The organism is Dyella lipolytica (assembly GCF_030160075.1).
GTDB lineage: Bacteria > Pseudomonadota > Gammaproteobacteria > Xanthomonadales > Rhodanobacteraceae > Dyella_B > Dyella_B lipolytica.
In genome coordinates this window covers 1,213,883-1,232,577 of sequence record NZ_BSNQ01000003.1, presented here as the reverse complement: position 1 = coordinate 1,232,577, position 18,695 = coordinate 1,213,883, and the positions used below count along the sequence as shown (strand labels likewise).

Here is an 18,695-nt window from a genome sequence, read left to right as displayed (position 1 = left end):
AAAGAACAAGATAACCGCTCTGGTTTGCCGCTTTTCGATGGAGGTGCTTGATCTAGAGTAGGCGTCGCTGTCATCAGCGCAGGCATGCGCATCATTGAGGGGTGAAGCGTGACTTCTGCAAGTACTCATGCGGACGACGCAGCGGGAATCGTGAGTTTCAAGAGTCCGTATCTTTTCGATGACACCGTACAGCGGCTACTCGCTGCCTTTGCGGATCGCAGCATCAAGGTATTCGCCACGATCGATCAGCGTGCCGAAGCGTTGGCAGTCGGGCTGACGATGCCGCCGACCACGTTGATACTCTTCGGCAATCCGAGGGCCGGTACGCCGCTCATGCTTGCCAATCCGCAATCCGGTGTGGATCTTCCGCTGAAGGCCCTTGTTGTCGAGCCATCGCCAGGTCGGGTGGAGGTCATCCTCAACTCGGCGGCATACATCATCAGGCGACACGCGCTGCCTGCCGAGTTGCTTGCAAACCTTGCTCCGGTAGAACGCCTCGTCGCGGGCATTCTTCGCACCTGAATGAAGTAAGGCATGACCTTTGAAGAGGCAATGGCTTTTGTTCAAGAGCACGGCATCGTGCTTACGGCAGCGCGCGGACCTGTGCCGCGCATGGCGGAGGTGATTGCCGGTGAGTCGATCAAGGGCAGCTGGTGGGCGCATCCGAAAAGTCATCAGATCTTTGCGATGTTCCAGCAGCTCACCGAATCGCCCGATATTCTTGTTTGCCGCTTCATTAATGGAAAGGTGACGTTGATTCATCGGCGCCTGTGGCCTGCGCTGGTGCGGCTGGCGGAACGCTTCGAGCCAGGTCAGCTTTCGCAAGTGCACGAGGAGCATACGGCGGCAGGTCGTCACGAAACGCATGATGTGCCTTATCCGACGTGGGTACCCGCGGACATTTTCGACGACGCGAAGCTTCTTAGCGTTGACGATGCCATGAGGATGCTAGGGCCTGCAGCGATACCAGGCAGGAAAGGCTCAACGGCTGTATAGCCCGGTGATTTGGCCTTCGGCGAGAATGTGTCCTTTCACCACGGCAGCTACTACTTGCCTGGTCTCGCCAGATTGCATGGCGGGATTTATGTCGAGCGCATAGACACGAAACACGTAGTGATGCGGTGTGCCTTCCGGGGGACAGGGTCCGCCGTAGCCAATATTACCGAAGCTGTTGACGCCTTCCGCCCCATGATCAAGATGTTTCTTCGGCCCCGATGCGCCTTCGGCCAAGTCGCGGGTATCGGCCGAAATGTTATAGGCCAGCCAGTGGGTGAAACCCATCGGAGCGTCCGGGTCGTCCATCACGATCGCAAAGCTCTTGGTCCCCGCCGGCGGCGAGGGCAGCTGGATATTCGGGGATAGGTTGAGACCATCGCAGGTCAAGCGTGGAGGCATGCTGTCGCCGTCGGCGAAGCTGGAACTGGCGATATGCAGCGTGGGCAACGACGCACTGCCCGCCATATCGGCCGTCCCTTGCTGTTGCAGCGCCCAGACGACGCCCAGCGACAGCGGAAGAAGCATAACGACGCCTAGGGCGACTCGAACCGACCATTTCTTCAGTGTCATGGCTGTTCACCGGTTGACGCTCTGCTCAAGCTTAGCGCGAAGCCTGTTGTTCATCTGTTACTTGAAAGCTATGCCCGATCAGCCTAGGTTGGCGACGTGTCCCTGGCCGGTTGTGGCGCTATGACTTATGCACCTCGCATCGTTCGCCGTGACTTGCATTTCGATATGCAGGCGGACATTCCGCGCTACTGGCTGAACGGTGACGCGCACCAAACGCGTTACTTCGATGCCTTGTCGCTGATGTTTCCGGATGGCGAACGCTTTTTTATCGATAGCGTGCGCGCTTTTCGACCCGAGGTGACGGACGACGCCTCCCTCGACACGGCGGTGGGCGGCTTCATCGGTCAGGAAGCCATGCACAGCCGTGAACATCAGGCCTACAACGATCGGCTGGAAGGGCAGGGTGTTGGTGCGTACGCGCTGATGGATATCGTGCGCGAGGTGCAGGATCGCCGGGCCCGTACCTTGCCGCCGATCGGGCAGCTGGCGGTGACGATTTGTCTGGAACATTTCACCGCGATGTTGGCGGATCAACTTTTGCGTCACCCAGCGATCATGCAGAAGGCGGATCCCCGGATGGTGGCGATCTGGCGCTGGCATGCGCTGGAGGAAACCGAACACAAGTCGGTGGCGTTCGATGTCTATCAGCGCGTAGGCGGCACCGCCTTCGTGCGCTGGCGTCGTCGTTGCCGTGCGATGTTCTGGATCACCGGGCTTTTCACGTTCCGCACCTGGCAATTCATGTGGCGATTGTCCAAGGACGATGGAACGCGAAAGGATTGGCGCGGCTGGCTGCGGTTGCTGGGTTTTCTGTTTATCGCCCCTGCGCCGATCGCGCGCATAGCCGGCCAATGGGTGACGTGGTTTCTGCCCGGCTTTCATCCGTGGAAACACGACAATCGCGACTTGATTGAAACAACCCGCCAGGATGTCGACAAATTAGTGGGTGCGTGATCGTCAGGCCGTTCCGAACATCAGCGCAGCGTCTACCGCGCGCTTCCATCCTGCATAGAGCGCTTTCCGGCGCACTGCATCCATCCTGGGTTCGAACTCACGTTCTACATGCCATTGTTGTGCGATCTGTTCGCGGCTTTCCCAAAAACCTACCGCCAGGCCGGCGAGATACGCAGCGCCGAGCGCCGTGGTCTCGCTGACCATCGGCCGCGCCACAGCCACGTCGAGGATGTCGGCCTGGAACTGCGCAAGGAAGTTGTTGGTGATGGCGCCACCGTCGGCGCGCAGTGCCTTGAGCGTCAGGCCGGCATCGGCCTGCATGGCGTCGAGCACATCGCGGGTCTGATAGGCCAGCGATTCAAGCACGGCACGTACGAAGTGCTCTTTGCGCGTGCCGCGCGTAAGACCGAATAGCGCGCCGCGCACATCGCTGCGCCAGTACGGCGCACCCAGTCCTACGAAAGCGGGAACGCAGTAGACACCATCAGTGGAATCCACGCGTTCTGCATAACTTTGCGAATCGGGTGTGGTCTCGAGCATGCGCAGGCCATCGCGCAGCCACTGCACGGCGGAGCCGGCGACGAAGATGCTGCCTTCCAGTGCGTATTCCACCTGGCCACCGACATCCCAGGCGAGCGTCGTAAGCAGGCCGTGCTCGGAGCGCACCGCTTGCGCGCCGGTGTTCATCAGCAGAAAGCAGCCGGTGCCGTATGTATTCTTGGCCATGCCCGGTTCGAAGCAGGCCTGACCGAACAACGCGGCTTGCTGGTCGCCCGCCACGCCGGCAATAGGTATGCGTTGACCAAAGAACTGCACCGGATCGGTGTATGCATAGATCTCGCTGCTGGAACGCACCTCGGGCAGCATCGCCGCCGGCACGTCGAGCATATCCAACAGCTCCGGACACCAGCGTCGCTGGTGGATGTCGTAGAGCAAGGTGCGCGATGCATTGCTCACGTCCGTGACATGGGCTTTGTTTTCCGACAGATTCCAGATCAGCCAACTGTCGATGGTGCCGAACAGAAGTTCGCCCCGTGCGGCACGTTCATGCGCGCCCTCGACATGGTCGAGTATCCACTTCACCTTGGTGCCGGAGAAATACGCATCGATCAGCAAGCCCGTGCGATCGCGCACCAGCGGCTCGTAGCCGTCAGCTTTGAGCTGTTCGCAAATGCCCACGGTCTGCCGCGACTGCCAGACGATGGCGTTATGGATGGCTTGTCCGGTGGCGCGGTCCCACACCACCGTGGTTTCGCGCTGATTGGTGATGCCGATGCCGGCAATTTGCGCGGCGCTCACTTGCGCCTTGGTCAACACCTCGACAATGGTGCTGCGCACGCTGGCAAGAATTTCCCGTGGATCGTGTTCTACCCAGCCCGGTTGCGGAAACAGCTGGCCGAATTCGCGCTGTGCCACGCCGGTCACCGCGCCGTTGCGGTCGAACAACATCGCGCGCGAGCTGGTGGTGCCCTGGTCGATGGCAAGGATGTAGGAGCGATCCATCTCGGATTCCGTGTTATCGGTTGAGCTATCGCAAAGGATAGTTCGGCCGACACGGAAATATCAGGGGCGTGCTACCGCCTTTCAGATCGGTGCGTCGGCGAGACTCACTGCCACAAAGGTATGGTGAAAGTAGCGGACGCGCAGCGTATTGTCGTCGAGACTGACTGCATTGGCCGACATGGGCTGTGATTCTTTGAATAGCTCGGGCGTGGCAAAGCTCATGAAGCGATTCACGAAGTTCAGGCTCCACGTACCGGTCTGCGCGCGAATGGGCACACTGGCTGCTCCGCCGCGCTGCTCTACCCAAAAGGAAACATAACCGTCTTCAGGGACCACGAAGTCCTGGTTCGCGTTCGCCGTGCCTGCGTAATAAGGAAGCAGCGATATCGTTTTGACCAGGTGCATACGCGGGCAGTCGCTATTGCACATGGCAACCTGCATGATCATGACCGGTCGCGCGTTGAAGGCGTGGACCTTGATCACGTCGCCTCGTTTAAGCGCAGAAACGCTTTGGAATACGACGGGATTGCCGCCGCTGTCGTTCATCAGGACTTGGAAGGCGGAGGCGTCGGCAGCTTGGGCGACTTGGGTTGTCGCTAACCCGGTAACGGCTATGACTGCGAGAACAAGAATGCGTGAGAGAGACATGACGGTGACTCCCATCAAGAGTCCAACATAAGTCAGTCGATCTGGCAGATGAATGACCGGCTGCTTCTGCGTTTCGCCAGCAATGATGCTCCTATTTGTGCGTGCTGTCATTCGGCATCCAGCCTTGCGTCAACTCAACGTACGCACACGAAAGTTGCGGCCCTTGATCTTGCCTGCGCGCAACCGTTCGAGGGCCTTGTTCGCCAATGCACGGTTGATCGCCACATAGGCGCGCGTCGCGAAAACATCGATCTTGCCGACGTCGTTGGCGTCGAGGCCAGCGTCGCCGGTAAGCGCGCCGAGGATATCGCCGGGGCGCAGTTTGTCCTGGCGACCGGCGTCGATCACCAGGGTTTTCATGGGTGCAAGATTCAGCGTTTTGCCGCGCGGCGGCGCAAGCTTCAGCGGACGCCACGACAGCGGGGTGCCAAGCATCTGTTCGATGTTCTCCACCTTCGGCTTTTCACGCGGCGTGCATAGCGATATCGCCAGGCCGGTTTGCCCGGCGCGGCCGGTGCGACCAATGCGGTGGGTGTGCGTATCGGGATCGTGGGCGATGTCGTAGCTGATCACCAGCGGTAGCGCGGTGATGTCCAGTCCGCGTGCGGCGACATCGGTGGCGACCAGCACGGCGCAGCTGCGGTTGGCGAAGCGCACCAGAACTTCGTCGCGGTCGCGCTGTTCCATGTCGCCGTGCAGGGCTAGTGCGGAAAAGCCGCGGCGGTCCAGTTCTTCCGCCACCGCATCCACGTCGCGCCGCATATTGCAGAACACCAGTGCATGCTGGCCGCGTTCGCCGGTAAGCAGCTGAGCAAGCGCGTCGAGCTTGTTGGCGGGATCGACGTCGACGAATTGCTGTTCGATCGCGGGCTTTGTTTCAGCCGGCGCTTCCACCGTGATCTCGATGGGATTGCGTTGCACGCGACGGCTCACTGCGCGAATTTCATCCGGATACGTGGCCGAGAACAACAAGGTCTGATGATGCTTGGCGATGCGGCCGACGATGTCGTCGATGGCTTCGCTGAAGCCCATGTCGAGCATGCGGTCCGCCTCGTCCAGCACTAGCACCTTGATGCCGCCGCCGTGCAGGCTGCTGCGCTTGAGGTGTTCCTGCACGCGGCCGGGCGTGCCGACCACGATATGCGGATCGTGCGTCAGCGAGGCCAGTTGCGGGCCCAGCGGCATGCCACCGCACAAAGTCAGCAGCTTGACGTTAGGGATGTTCGCAGCGAGCTTGCGAATCGCCTTGCTGACCTGATCGGCCAGTTCGCGGGTAGGGCACAACACCAGGGCCTGCAAGCGGATCGTTTCCACATCGAGCGATTGCAACAGGCTCAGGCCGAACGCCGCCGTTTTGCCGCTGCCCGTTTGTGCTTGAGCGATAACGTCGCGGCCTTCCAGCATGGCCGGAAGACTTTGCGCCTGAATCGGGGTCATTTCGCTGTAGCCAAGCGTTTCAACGCTGGCGAGCAGGGCGGGTTTGAGGGGGAGGGTAGTGAAGGCAGTCATGCGTCATGATCGCATGACTGCCCTGTACCTTTCTGATTCGGTGAGTTGGATCCGTTTGCTTCGACCCCATTACGGACTGCAATCCCGGGCAGCGATGCCGAAGTCGGTTTTTGGAAGAGGTGAATAAACCATGCGAATACTCGTAGTTGGCGCGGGCGCCACAGGCGGTTACTTCGGCGGTCGTCTGCTTGAAAGCGGACAGGACGTCACTTTTCTGGTTCGCAAGACGCGAGCGGAGATGCTCGCGCGAACCGGCCTGAATATTCGCAGCCCGATGGGCGATGCGACATTGCCGTCGCCTTCGACGGTTCAGGCGGACACGCTGAATCGCGCCTTCGATCTGATCATCGTGAGCTGCAAGGCGTATCACTTGCCGCAAGTGATCGAGGATATGGCGCCTGCGGTGGGCTCCAATACGGTCATCCTGCCGTTGCTTAACGGCATGCGGCATCTGGATCTGCTCGACGCACGCTTCGGCGCCGAACATGTGCTGGGTGGCCAGTGCGTGATCGCCGCCACCCTGGATGCCGATGGCGTGGTGCGGCATCTCAATCAATCGCACAGCCTTACGTTCGGCGAGCGCGACGGCACCCGTTCGGAGCGTGTCGAACGTATCGCGCAGGCGATGGCGAACGCCCGTTTTGAACCACGCCTCAGCACGACCATCCTGCAGGACATGTGGGACAAGTGGGTCTTCCTCGCCTCGCTTGCGGGGATCACCTGTTTGATGCGCGCGCCGGTGGGCGACATCGTGGCGGCGCCGGGTGGTACGCAGGCCGCACTCGGCCTGCTCGACGATTGCCGCCGGGTGGCGGATGCGTGCGGTCATGCGCCCAGCGATACGGTGCTTGGACGTGCGCGTTCCGTGCTGACCGAGCCAGGCTCCGCGCTGAGCGCCTCGATGATGCGGGATCTGGAGCAGGGCGGTCCCATCGAAGCCGATCATGTGGTGGGCGATCTGCTGGCGCGCGGCGAATCGTCCGGTGCCGATCTGCCGATGCTGCGGTTGGCCTATGCGCATCTGAAGGCTTACGAGGTAAGGCGGTCTCGCTCGAATGCGAGCGGCAGGTCGGGCTGAGCACCGCGAGCGCCGTCCTTTCGTCCCCATTCCCCACCGTTCGTCACAACACCTGCACCATCCATCCCTTCACGATGGCCGTCGGACCGGGTGGGGCGGAAAGTTGCGCCATCCAAGACGCAATGGCAGGGAGGTAGGTTCCATGAACAGGCGTGAGGTTCTGAAAGCCGCACTGGCGATTCCGTTTCTGTCGGGCATGATGATGGGCGGAATGACGTCGGCGTTGGCGGCGGTGGGAGGAACGACGGTTGGTGGTCTTCGCTCACGGGTGCGGCCGGGCGACCCGGGTTGGCCATCGACGGCCGAGTGGAGCCGGCTGAAGCAGGACGTCGGCGGGCGCTTGCTGAAACTGGAGTCACCGTTTGCGAACTGCACGGCGACCTCGACGACGGCAGCGTGCCAAGAGGCGCTCAAACATCTCAAGAATCCGTTTTACATCGGCGACACTCCGGCATTGACCCAGACCAGCGGTTGGGCGCAGGCCTGGACGTCGCAGCCCAGCGTTTACGCCGTCGCCGCCGAAAGCACGGCGGATGTGATCGCTGCGGTGAATTTTGCACGCGAACATCACCTGCGACTGGTGGTGAAGGGCGGCGGCCACAGTTATCAGGGCACCTCCGATGCGCCCGATTCCTTGCTGGTCTGGACACGGCATATGAATAAGGTGACCTTGCACGATGCATTCGTGGCGCAGGGTTGTGCAGGCGTACATGCGCCTCAGCCGGCGGTGACGGTGCAGGCGGGTGCGATGTGGATCGATGCCTACGACGCCGTGACCACGCACGGTGGACGCTATGTACAGGGCGGCGGATGCACCACCGTAGGTGTGGCGGGCCTGATCCAAAGCGGTGGCTTCGGCAGTTTCTCGAAGAATTTCGGCACGGCGTCGTCGAGTTTGATTGAGGCGGAGATCGTTACCGCGGACGGTGTGGCGCGCATCGCCAACGCATGCACCAACCCGGAATTGTTCTGGGGCATCAAAGGCGGTGGCGGCGGCTGCCTCGGCGTCGTCACGCGACTGACCTTGCGTACGCATGAATTGCCTGAGTTTTTCGGTGCGGTGTTCGGCGAGATCAAGGCGGCGAGCGATGATGCGTACCGCGCACTGATCGCCAAGGTCGTCGGTTTCTACCAAAGCGACCTGTTCAATCCGCATTGGGGCGAACAGCTAAAGTTTCATGGCGACAATAGATTGGGCCTGTCGATGGTGTTCCAGGGCCTCACCGCGAAACAGGCCGAGGCAACGTGGGCGCCGTTCCTCGATTGGGTGCGCGCACGTAAGGAGTACAGCTTTCTGAAAGAGCCGGGAGCGCTCGCACTGCCTGCACAACATTTCTGGGACGCCGATTTCTTCCGTCAGCACGCGCCGGGAATCATGGTGGACGACGATCGCGCCGGTGCGCCTCGCAATCATGTGTTGTGGGCCGGCGACCAGGGGGAGGCGGGCTGGTTTATTCATAGCTTCAAGTCGGCGTGGCTGCCGGCATCGTTGCTGCGCAAGGATCGGCAATCTCAGTTGGTCGATGCGCTGTTTGCGTGCACGAGGCATTGGGATGTCGAACTGCACGTCAACAAGGGGCTGGCCAGTGCACCGGCCGATGCAATCGCTGCGTCGCGCGATACGGCGACCAACCCGCAGGTGCTCGATGCGTTTGCGTTGGCCATCATCGCCGGCAGTGGCGATCCCGCTTATCCCGGCATGCCCGGTGCCGGGCCGGATCTGGCGGATGCGCGCCACGATGCCGCGCATATCGGCAAGGCGATGGATGAGCTGTTGAAGGTTGCTCCTGGCGCGGGTGCGTATGTCTCGGAGAGCGATTATTTCCAGCCCGATTGGTCGACAGCGTTCTGGGGCGCGAACTATCCGAGGCTCGCTGCAGTGAAACGGACATACGATCCGGAGGGATTGTTCTTCGTGCATCACGGCGTGGGTAGCGAGGCATGGAGTGCTGACGGGTTTACGCGCTTGCGATAGATGCCGGGCGACTTCGACTTTCTTTCGTCATTCCGCGCTGCCGTGGAGTGACGATGCAAGTCGCGGTGATGTGCCGAGGGCATGGATTGTGCGTGTGTCGATGACGTAACGGTGACCGTCGTCACGCGATCTTCACACGCCGATCCATTACGCGAAGCTGTCAAGAAACCTTCACCGTACGTGACTACCGTGGCTGTGTTGTGCCCCCTGTCGGTTCGTTCACACATCCCTGGAGATCACGATGACCACGATTCTGCCCTTCCGTTTCGGGCGTAGGCACGCTGTTGCCACGCTTGCGCTTACGGCCCTTGCAGCCGGTGTCGCCGCCTATGCCGATGATTTTTCGCATGACCGTGACTTCCATTTCTGGCCGGGTAACCTAGTGGTCAGCCGTAGCGTGTACGACAACAACGCCAGCAATGTGCAGGTAGGCGAAGTGCTGCCGCCCCATTGCCCCGCATCCAGCGGCGCATGCGGAGCGGCAAGCGGCGCACCGTACGATGGCACCTATCCCTATGTGTGGAACAACGATACCTACGACGGCAGCTTCGGCATCACGTCGCGCATCTATCTTGACCAGATCACGCCCAATGGCTGGCTGATCAATACCCTGGAAGTGCCGAACAGCTCGCGGCCGACCGCGCGCGAGGGAGAGATGGTGACCAGCTTCAGTTCCAAGTCGGAACTGGGACTGCATCTTTCGCTGGATGGAAAATACCTTTCGTTCATGGGTTACGTCGCGCCGATCAACGCGCTCGACGTGTCCAATTCCAATACGCCGCTTGCCGTCGATTCCACCAATCCCGATGGCGGCAGCTTCTATCGTGCGGTGGCGATCGTGGATCGCAAAGGCCGGTTCCAGTTCACTGAGACCAATGCCTATAGCGGTAATAACGGTCGCGCTGCCATCTTCAACAACGTCGACGGTGCGAATGTGTTTTACACCTCCGGCAATGCGGGCAATGGCAGCAATCCACAACCCGATGGTGTGATTCTTGGCGCGGGCGCGCAATTCATCACGCCAGCGTCGTTGCCCGAATCGCTGCAGAGCCCGGTTGCACCGACGCCGCTGGCAAGTTTCTCCGTAACAGCACTGGGCGATAAAGCGGACAAGATCGGCAAGGACGACAACTTCCGCGGCATAACGGAATTCAACAACGTGCTGTATTTCACCAAGGGCAGTGGCGGCAACGGTGTGAACACCGTGTATTTCGTGGACACCACGGGCACGGCCTGCCAGAACGGTGTGGGTGTTCCGGCCGCAGGCGCAGCGCTGCCGACGTCACCGCTTTCCTATAACGCATCCACGCTGCAGACCAGCGGCTTGCCGACCAATATGTGCATCCTTGCAGGCTTTCCGACCACCCCGGCGAAAACGGCGAAGACGTTGTCTTATCCGTTCGCGCTGTGGTTCGCCGATGCGAACACGCTGTACGTGGCCGATGAAGGCGATGGTTATGTGGGCGGTGCTGACTTGTATACGCACGCCGCGGCGCAGACGACAGCGGGTCTGCAGAAGTGGGTGTTCAATGCCACGACGAAGTCCTGGACGCTGGCCTATACGCTGCAAGCCGGATTGAATCTTGGTCAGCCGTATACCGTGCGCAACTATCCGGCTGGTACCAATCCGGCCACCAACCTGCCGTGGTCGCCGGCGACCGACGGCCTGCGTCAGATAACCGGCCGCGTTGACGAGGACGGCAAGGTGACGATCTGGGCCGTTACGTCCACCATCAGCGGCAACGGCGATACCGGTGCCGATCCGGACCGCCTGGTTGCTGTTCGCGACGTGCTGTCGAACACGACGGCCGCCGGCGCTGCGAACGAGCAGTTCGTGACCTTGCGCTCGGCGAAGTTTGGCGAAGTGCTGCGTGGCGTGTCGTTTACGCCGGGTACGGATGCGCATGAACATGAGCATGGCCGGCACTGATTGATGCACATGGGCATGCCGATACGCGAACGCGTATCGGCATGCTGCAAACGCTAGAGGCTCAAGAAGGGTTTGAAGCCGCCCCAGAACATCCGCTTCCCATCGAACGGCAATGCGCTTGGATCGAGAAATTCCGCCATGCGCGGATCGCTCATCACTTTCTTGTTGATGCGATCACGTTGTGCACGTGATGCGTACACGATCCACGAGAACGCCACCGTTTCGCCCGGCTTGAGTTTCACGGCCTGCGGAAACGATGTGACTTTGCCGGGCTTCACATCGTCAGCCAGGCACTCGGTGTACGCCAAGGCGCCGTGCTCCATCCAGATCTTTCCGCATTTGCGCGTCATGCGCCGGTACTCAGGCAGTTTGTCCAGCGGTATCGGCAATACGAAACCATCCACGTAGCTCATAGACCCTCCACGACGAATAAGGCCGCTAACGGTACGGTCCGCCAATCATGCGCTCAGCCCCGGCCTGGGGCGATCCCCGAGGCAGTGATCGGAAAGGGTCGCAACGCTCTCTTTAGACGTCCACTATTGGGGTACCGGGACCGCCCAGAGGGCCCTGGTGTCGGCCGACATCTCGGCCGAGACGACCCTATAGCAAACACTAAGTGGAGACTGACTTATGCACGCACATTTCGAACGTACCGGGGCATTGACCGAGCTGTCCAGCTACCCGGGTTGGGCACAAGACCTGGTGACAGCCTGTGAAGACGTAAAACTAGGGGTAACCAGCCACGACATCTGGTCAGTGATGCGCGAAGGCCGGTTGGATGCCGTTGCAGCACGCGATTTTATGGTGGGCGTATGGCCGGTCATCGAGCGTTTTCCAGGCTATATGGCGCACAATCTGCTGAAGACGCGCTATGGCCGCAGCCAGGGTGAAAACATGGCCAGGCGCTGGCTGGTACGCAACATCCGGGTGGAGCAGAATCACGCCGACTATTGGCTCGACTGGGCCGAAGGCTCCGGCGTATCCCGGGACGACGTATTGAACGGTACCACTCCCTTTGGCACGGAAGCCTTGGCCAGCTGGTGCGAGGAGGTCAGCCGCAACGCGCCGTTGGCGGCGGGCATGATCGCTACCAACTACGCCGTCGAAGGGGCTACAGGGGAATGGGCTCAGTGGGTTTACGAAAGCACGGCCTACGCCGAGTCCTTCCCCAAGGACATCCGTGCACATAGCCTGCGTTGGCTTCATCTTCACGCGGCTTATGATGATACTCATCCCTGGGAGGCGCTGGAGATCGTTTGTGCTCTTACGGGTACGTCTCCTCGGGCCGAGGATGTGGCTTATCTCCAAGAATGTGTTAAACGGAGCTACATAAGCATGAGGATTACCCTGGATCGGTGCCTCGATGTGCGTCGCAACCCATGGGTGGCCAGTGAGGCTGCTGCGTAAGCTTAAGAATGGAGTGGTGGGGGCGATACATATCAGCGAGTTCTTCATGTGAGCGTTGGCTGATAAGAACCTGATCTTCTATACAGCACGACCGATATGCACGGATGCGAATGACGGGTTCTAAGAAATAGGGGTGTCATGCGTATCGCTCGGAATGTTCAGCAACGACCGCTGTCACGGCGTCTTATGCCTTTGGCATATGGCCTGGCGGCGGTCGTTGGCTTGGTTTTGTGCCTGACCTGGGGCGCGCTCCAGGTTCAGGTCACGCTGGCCGGTTTCTTGAACGGCGAAAGTCTTTGGTCGAAGGCTCAGAAGCAAACCGTTATCGACCTGTATACCTATGCCCGCAGCGGCGACCCCAGCCAGCTGGAAAGCTTCCGGCGCAACTATGAAGTAGTGCGCCTGGACCGTTGGGCGCGCGACGCGATCGCCAACGGCCATTACAACCAACACGAAGTGGGGCAGGCATTCCAACGCGCGGGCGTTATTCCTGCAGCAATTCCGGGGATGATTTTCATTCTCGATCACTTCTCCCAAGCACCGTACATGGCGCAGGCGATCGAAAACTGGCGCTCCGTCGACGGCTCGATCGAAGAGCTCAACAACATCGCCGGGCAATTGCAGCATGCCTATGCCCAAGGCGTGCCATCGGCCGAAGAGATCGCACGGCAAAACGCGCGCATCGGTGTACTCAACGACTATATCCAGCCGCGCAGCGACGCGTTCTCGCTGGATATCGCCCTTGGCGCCGCATGGCTAGGACGCGTTCTCTTTGCCAGCGTACTGATTAGCGCGCTACTGGCTGTCACGCTGTGGTTCCGCATGGCAAAGCGCATCCTGGCGAGCATTCGCGGTACCGAAGAGCGATTCCAGCTGCTGTTCGACGGCGCGGCCGACGCGATCGTGATGGTGGACGAATCACACGGCAAGATACTTGGCGTCAATCGCACGGCGAGCGTGTGGACAGGGCGCGATCCGCAGGAACTGATTGGCCGCAATTTTCAGGATCTGTTCGTCGAAGGCAGTATGCGTTCCGCGGGCACATCGACCATCGGTCTGTTGCGCGCCGAGAGCGGGTTGAACCGCTCGGTGGAGACGCACAGCAGCCTCATTACGTGGGGCACGCAGCCGGTACGCCAAGCGATCATGCGCGATATCTCCGATCGCCTGTCCATGGAGCAGGAGCGTCGCATTGCTTCGGAAGCCATGGCCAGCGTGGCTGAAGGCCTGATCATTGCCGACGCAGAACGGCGCGTGACGGCCGTTAACGCAGCGCAGACTCGCATCACCGGTTACACACTTCAGTACCTGCAACATCATCCTTTCGACGAGCTGCGTCGGTTGCCCGATGGCTCGCCGTTGCCCTCGTCGATCTGGGACAGAGTGGCTGATGGCGGCAACTGGGTTGGGGAAGTGCAAAGTTGGCGTTCGGACGGTTCGTGCTATCCGGAGCTGCTCAGCATTAGCGCGATCCGCAATAGCGAAGGCCGCGTGCAGCATTACGTCGCGGTGATCACCGATATCACGCGCAGCAAAGCAGATCGCCAGCGCCTGGAATACATGGTGGCGCACGATCCCTTGACCGGCCTCGCGAACCGCAGCGAATTCCAGCGCCATTGCGCACATGCTATCGAAGCGGCAGGGCGCATGAGCGGTGCGGCGGCGGTGCTGTTCGTGGATCTCGATGCATTCAAGGCGGTCAACGACAGCTACAGCCATGCGATCGGCGACCGTTTGCTGGTAAAGGTGGCGCAGCGCATTCGCCGCGAACTTGGCGAGAACGATGTGGCCAGCCGTATCGGCGGCGATGAATTCACCGTACTGCTAGGCGGCCTACGCACACGCGAACAGGCGGCGCAGTTCGCCAGCCGTCTGCTGCTTAGCTTGTCCGAGCCGATGCTGATCGGCGATTACGAAATCGTGATGAGTGCAAGCATCGGTATCGCCGGCTATCCGCTGGATGGCAACGATCCGGTCGTGTTGATTGCTAACGCCGACGCGGCCATGTACGCGGCCAAAACGCAGGAACGCAACACCTACCGTTTCTACACGCCGCTGATGCATGCCGATGCTCGCATGCGTCTGATGTTGGGTGCCGATCTGCGCCAGGCGCTGATGCGCGATGAGTTCCATCTGGTATTCCAGCCCAGCGTGGAGCTGCGCAGCGGCCGCATCATCGCGGTCGAAGCCTTGCTGCGTTGGCGCCATCCCGAACGCGGCGAATTGATGCCGGACGATTTCATTCCGCTGGCTGAAAGTCTGGGTTTGATTCGGCGTATCGACGCCTGGACGATGCGCGCCGTTTGCGCACAAATACGTCAATGGGATCAGGCCAAGTTGCCACCTATTCGCGTGGCGTTGAATGCATCGGCGGCGACGTTCGGCCATCCGGGTTTTATCGATAGCGTGAAACAGGCGCTGCAGGCCAGCCAGATTTCTCCCAAGCGCTTGCTGTTCGAGATCACCGAAAGCGCGATCCTGCGTTTGGGCGAGGCCACCGAGCAAACCATGCATGCTTTGCACGCACTGGGTATCGGTGTCGCCATCGACGATTTCGGCACGGGCTATTCATCGCTGGCGTATTTGAAGCTGTCGGGTATCGATTTCCTGAAGATCGATCGTTCGTTCGTCAAGGATCTGCCCGACAGCGCGAACGATGTGGCGATCGTCGAAGCGATGCTGGCCATCGCCAAGAGCCTTGGCATGTGCACCATCGCCGAAGGTATCGAAACGTCGGCGCAGCACGATTTCCTGCTGCGCGCCGGTTGCATCGAAGGGCAGGGGTATTACTACGCGCGTGGCCTGGCGGCGATCGAAATCGAGCGAATGCTTTCACCCAATCCGCGACATGAATCGTCCCGATTGCGTCTGGTGCCGCCGAAATAACTAAGATGTACATCGGTGGATCCTTCTCCCTTTGGGAGAAGGTGCCGATAGGCGGATGAGGGTACGGGCGAAGCGTGTTGTTGAAGTCTCGCTCGGAATTTAAGTAGCGCGCGCTGATCGTACCCTCACCCCAACCCCTCTCCTCGCTCCTCAAAACCGGGGCCATCCATGGCCCCTCTCCGCGTGCCCAAAGGGAGAGGGGCTAAAGGCTACAGCTGCACCTCGACAATGGTCTCTTCCGGCTGATAAAGCGCCGGAAACAGTTGCTTGAGCCGCGTTACCTTCGGCGCATCGTTGATCACGATATACATGTTGTCCGGATGGATGCGCGCGTAATCCTGATGATAGGACTCGGCCGGATAGAACATCGTCAACGGCTGCACCAGCGTCACGATCGACGAATCGAATACTTTCGCCGTATCGAGTTGGGCGATGTAGGACTGGGCAATCTTTTGCTGCTGCGGACTTGCGTAGAAGATCTCCGAGCGATATTGCGTACCGGCGTCGGGACCTTGCCGGTTGAGTTCGGTGGGATCGTGGGCGACCGCGAAATACACCTTGAGCAACTGCCCGTAGCTGATCACTGCAGGGTCGAATTGCACCTTTATCGACTCGGCGTGGCCGGTGTTGCCTTCGCTGACGTCGTCATAGTGGGCCGTGTCGGCATTGCCGCCACTGTAACCTGCCCACACGTGCTTGACGCCCCGAACGTGTTCGAACACCGCTTGCATGCCCCAGAAGCAGCCGCCCGCCAGGACCGCGGTTTCGGTGGTGTGAGCGCTAGTCTTGGGAGCGTCGTAAGCAGGGTCGGGCAGGTTGGCGTTACTGGCGACGGCAGTGCAGGCGGTCAAGCCGCTTAGCGCAATCAGGGTGGCGAGATGACGGCGGACGTACATGATGCAGGCCTCCACGAGAATCCGGATGTCTGGTATTCGTTGGCGGCGCCTCGACGGTTACGTCTAGCCGGCGACGACACGAATCTCCACGTCGTCCAGCTGCACGACCTGTCCCGCGTGGATCTTGCAGGTCTTGCGTAGCTCCTGCTGTCCATCCACAAAGACCGCGCCGCTGGCTACGATCATTTTTCCCGCGCCGCCGCTGTCGCACAGTCCGACTAGTTTCAAGAGCTGATTGAGTTCGACGTGGTCCCGGTCGAGTTCGAAATCTATATATTCCATGTTAACGATGTGTCGGAAGTGCGATGGGATGTTCGGGAAGGCTCAGAAACGCAAAGAACGGGCGGTTCTGGCCGATGGCGAAGCTGGCCGATTCGTGCAGGATGGCGAGCAGCGTGTCGAAATCCTTGGCTGCCGCCTCGCGCAGATCGCTGGCGTGGTCGAGCAACAAGGCGTGGCCGATGCCTTGCAACCATCCCAGGTCGCGCAGACTGTCGACCAGTGCGTCCCAGTTATGGCCGAAACCTGCGGGTAGCTTCAGCGCAGTGGCCAGCCGGCGCAACAATTCGCTTTTGTCCTGGCAGCCGGCGAGGTCGGCGCGGCATACATACAGCTTGCCTTGCAAGGCAGCGGCGGCAAGTGCGTCGAAATCGGCGGCGTCGACGAAGTACACGCCGCCGTCGTTGGCCTGGGTAAGGTCGAGGGCGCCTTCTGCGCTCATCGGTTCACCTGGAAGGGCTGGAAGCTGCGGTAGTGGTCGCCGGTGTAGTAGAACACTTGCGGCGGTGTACCACCGGTGATGATGCGTCGGGTGGCGCGGTTGCTCGCGCCGGGAGTTTCCACCGTGTATTCGTGATAGTAGCCGCGCGGCTGCTGCGGTAGCAGGCCTTCGTAATTGCCGAACACCACACCGTCCTGGCTATACGGGAACGGGCCGCCCTGCAGGATGCGAGCCAGCGTATCGCACGCTTCCGGCGGCATGAACGCAGGCAGGTTCGTCGCGGCAGCGGGGCAGTTGTTACCGCTCGCCGGCAACGTCATGTCGCCGTGCGAAATTACACCGGGCGGTTGCGACGCGTGGCGGTTCCAGAACAGCAGGGCGCCGACCAGCAACACCAATAGCAGCAGCGAGACAAGGCGTGATGAGGACATCGCAGGTTCCTTATTGGCGACGGTCGTCAGTGTAGTGCGTTCGATGTCCCATGTAGGTATGTACCGGGTGACTTTAAGGACATGCGGTGCGCGATGGTGCCCGATATACAGCAGTCTCCCCCATTTTCCTGCAGGAAGAACGACATGATCCGCAAGCCTTTCTGGTTCGTGGTGGTGGCCGGCCTGTACGGCGCAACCGGTTCGCTGTTTGCCGCGGACGCGGTGGTTGACGCACCCCAAGTATTCGCGCCGGGTGTGATTTCCGGACCGGCGGGCGAAGCCTGTCCCGCATTCACGCCGGATGGCAAGACGGTGTACTTCGATGTGGGCTCGATGATCCTGGTGTCGCATCGCACGCACGGTGTCTGGTCCAAACCGGAGATCGCGCCGTTCTCAGGGCAGTGGCTGGATCATGATCCGACGATGTCGCCGGACGGTTCCTATCTGGTGTTCGTTTCCAATCGGCCGCTTACGCCCGGTGGCGATGCGTTAGGCATGACGGTGCACGGCAAGTTCTACCCGGCGCGCGGCGGTCATTTGTGGCGGGTGGATCGCAAAGGCGATGGCTGGGGTCAGCCGGTACATCTGCCTGTCGCCGTCAACGCCAGCGATCGCACCTATGCACCCAGCATTGCAGCCGATGGCAGCCTGTATTTCATCCATCCGGATGCCGGTGGTGTCTTCCACATTTACAGTTCGTCGTTCGCGAATGGTGCTTACCAGCCTGCCGTGCAAGTGGCGGTAGGCGATCCTGCGGCGTCGACACACGATCCGGCCATCGCGCCGGACCAGTCTTTCATGGTGTTCAATTCGACCGACGCGAAAGATGGCGGCATGGGCGATTTCTACATCGCGTTTCGTGAGGGCGATCATTGGGGAAAGCCAGTCGACCTTGGCGAGACCATCAACGGCAAACCAGGCAAGTGGAGCCAGTGGGGCGCGCATGTTGGCCCCGATCTGCGCACTCTTTACTACACCAGCGATCGCAGGAGCGAAGTGACTTATCCGCTCACACCTGAGCAAGCGAAAGCACAGCTTGCCCGGATGGAAAGCTGGGACAACGGTAACGACAACATCTGGTCGGTATCGCTGGCACCTTGGCTGGACGCGCATCGGGCTGCTGCAAAGAGCCCTTAATTGCCGCCAGACCATCACGCTGCGTGACTTCCGGGGCTGGAAACAGGGAGTGGC

The 18,695-nt window shown here is 60.6% G+C and carries 18 protein-coding genes; 9 read left to right on the top strand and 9 right to left on the bottom strand.

What is annotated here, in order from left to right; translation table 11 throughout:
* Window positions 1–150: 150 nt before the first annotated feature.
* Together QQL64_RS06895 and QQL64_RS06890 are read left to right on the top strand one after the other, a co-directional pair.
* Window positions 151–522 carry a DUF302 domain-containing protein gene (locus QQL64_RS06895; protein ID WP_284397467.1) on the top strand — a complete coding sequence of 124 codons (372 nt, stop codon included), beginning with the start codon at window positions 151–153 and terminating at the stop codon, window positions 520–522.
* A 12-nt stretch (window positions 523–534) separates the two neighbouring features.
* A complete protein-coding gene (locus tag QQL64_RS06890; RefSeq protein ID WP_284397464.1) occupies window positions 535–996 on the top strand; it encodes a hypothetical protein in 462 nt (153 codons plus the stop codon).
* Here QQL64_RS06890 and QQL64_RS06885 read toward each other — a convergent pair.
* Window positions 982–1,566, bottom strand: a complete 585-nt coding sequence (locus QQL64_RS06885; protein ID WP_284397461.1) for a YbhB/YbcL family Raf kinase inhibitor-like protein — start codon at window positions 1,564–1,566, stop codon at window positions 982–984. The genes QQL64_RS06890 and QQL64_RS06885 overlap by 15 nt on opposite strands.
* Before the next feature lie 120 nt (window positions 1,567–1,686).
* Here QQL64_RS06885 and QQL64_RS06880 point away from each other — a divergent pair, with 120 nt between their 5' ends.
* Window positions 1,687–2,520, top strand: a complete 834-nt coding sequence (locus tag QQL64_RS06880) for a metal-dependent hydrolase (RefSeq protein WP_284397458.1) — start codon at window positions 1,687–1,689, stop codon at window positions 2,518–2,520.
* Between the two features lie 3 nt (window positions 2,521–2,523).
* Here the strand turns inward: QQL64_RS06880 and glpK are convergent, their stop codons facing one another.
* The 3 genes from glpK to dbpA form a co-directional block, all read right to left on the bottom strand.
* Window positions 2,524–4,023 carry a glycerol kinase GlpK gene (gene glpK, locus QQL64_RS06875; protein ID WP_284397456.1) on the bottom strand — a complete coding sequence of 500 codons (1,500 nt, stop codon included), beginning with the start codon at window positions 4,021–4,023 and terminating at the stop codon, window positions 2,524–2,526.
* Between the two features lie 81 nt (window positions 4,024–4,104).
* Window positions 4,105–4,671, bottom strand: coding sequence for a hypothetical protein (locus QQL64_RS06870; protein ID WP_284397454.1), 567 nt, complete (start codon window positions 4,669–4,671; stop codon window positions 4,105–4,107).
* Between the two features lie 129 nt (window positions 4,672–4,800).
* The gene (gene dbpA, locus QQL64_RS06865; protein ID WP_284397453.1) at window positions 4,801–6,180 is read right to left on the bottom strand and encodes an ATP-dependent RNA helicase DbpA; all 1,380 of its coding nucleotides are present in this window, start codon (window positions 6,178–6,180) and stop codon (window positions 4,801–4,803) included.
* A gap of 130 nt (window positions 6,181–6,310) precedes the next feature.
* Here dbpA and panE point away from each other — a divergent pair, with 130 nt between their 5' ends.
* The 3 genes from panE (at window position 6,311) to QQL64_RS06850 (ending at window position 11,163) form a co-directional block, all read left to right on the top strand.
* Entirely contained in the window at window positions 6,311–7,258 is a 948-nt protein-coding gene (gene panE / locus QQL64_RS06860) for a 2-dehydropantoate 2-reductase (RefSeq protein WP_284397452.1), read from the top strand.
* Window positions 7,259–7,400: 142 nt separating this feature from the next.
* Window positions 7,401–9,233: an FAD-binding oxidoreductase gene (locus tag QQL64_RS06855; protein WP_284397448.1), complete on the top strand. Its 1,833-nt coding sequence runs from the start codon at window positions 7,401–7,403 to the stop codon at window positions 9,231–9,233.
* Window positions 9,234–9,474: 241 nt separating this feature from the next.
* Window positions 9,475–11,163 carry a hypothetical protein gene (locus QQL64_RS06850; protein WP_284397445.1) on the top strand — a complete coding sequence of 563 codons (1,689 nt, stop codon included), beginning with the start codon at window positions 9,475–9,477 and terminating at the stop codon, window positions 11,161–11,163.
* A gap of 53 nt (window positions 11,164–11,216) precedes the next feature.
* Here the strand turns inward: QQL64_RS06850 and QQL64_RS06845 are convergent, their stop codons facing one another.
* Window positions 11,217–11,576, bottom strand: a complete 360-nt coding sequence (locus QQL64_RS06845; protein WP_284397442.1) for a DUF1428 domain-containing protein — start codon at window positions 11,574–11,576, stop codon at window positions 11,217–11,219.
* 217 nt (window positions 11,577–11,793) lie between these two features.
* Here QQL64_RS06845 and QQL64_RS06840 point away from each other — a divergent pair, with 217 nt between their 5' ends.
* Both QQL64_RS06840 and QQL64_RS06835 read left to right on the top strand, forming a co-directional pair.
* Window positions 11,794–12,570, top strand: coding sequence for an iron-containing redox enzyme family protein (locus tag QQL64_RS06840; protein WP_284397439.1), 777 nt, complete (start codon window positions 11,794–11,796; stop codon window positions 12,568–12,570).
* A 186-nt stretch (window positions 12,571–12,756) separates the two neighbouring features.
* Complete coding sequence (locus tag QQL64_RS06835) at window positions 12,757–15,456, top strand: putative bifunctional diguanylate cyclase/phosphodiesterase (RefSeq protein WP_284397436.1); 2,700 nt, start codon at window positions 12,757–12,759, stop codon at window positions 15,454–15,456.
* A gap of 209 nt (window positions 15,457–15,665) precedes the next feature.
* On the opposite strand, the gene msrA is transcribed toward QQL64_RS06835, so the two are convergent.
* The 4 genes from msrA to QQL64_RS06815 form a co-directional block, all read right to left on the bottom strand.
* Window positions 15,666–16,352, bottom strand: coding sequence for a peptide-methionine (S)-S-oxide reductase MsrA (msrA, locus tag QQL64_RS06830; RefSeq protein WP_284397433.1), 687 nt, complete (start codon window positions 16,350–16,352; stop codon window positions 15,666–15,668).
* Between the two features lie 63 nt (window positions 16,353–16,415).
* Complete coding sequence (locus QQL64_RS06825) at window positions 16,416–16,634, bottom strand: RNA-binding S4 domain-containing protein (RefSeq protein ID WP_284397430.1); 219 nt, start codon at window positions 16,632–16,634, stop codon at window positions 16,416–16,418.
* Window position 16,635: 1 nt separating this feature from the next.
* A complete protein-coding gene (locus QQL64_RS06820; protein WP_284397427.1) occupies window positions 16,636–17,073 on the bottom strand; it encodes a barstar family protein in 438 nt (145 codons plus the stop codon).
* Complete coding sequence (locus tag QQL64_RS06815) at window positions 17,070–17,504, bottom strand: guanyl-specific ribonuclease (protein ID WP_284397425.1); 435 nt, start codon at window positions 17,502–17,504, stop codon at window positions 17,070–17,072. The genes QQL64_RS06820 and QQL64_RS06815 overlap by 4 nt, the downstream gene beginning before the upstream one ends.
* A 144-nt stretch (window positions 17,505–17,648) precedes the next feature.
* Here QQL64_RS06815 and QQL64_RS06810 point away from each other — a divergent pair, with 144 nt between their 5' ends.
* Window positions 17,649–18,641 carry a TolB-like translocation protein gene (locus QQL64_RS06810; protein WP_284397421.1) on the top strand — a complete coding sequence of 331 codons (993 nt, stop codon included), beginning with the start codon at window positions 17,649–17,651 and terminating at the stop codon, window positions 18,639–18,641.
* Window positions 18,642–18,695 lie beyond the last annotated feature (54 nt).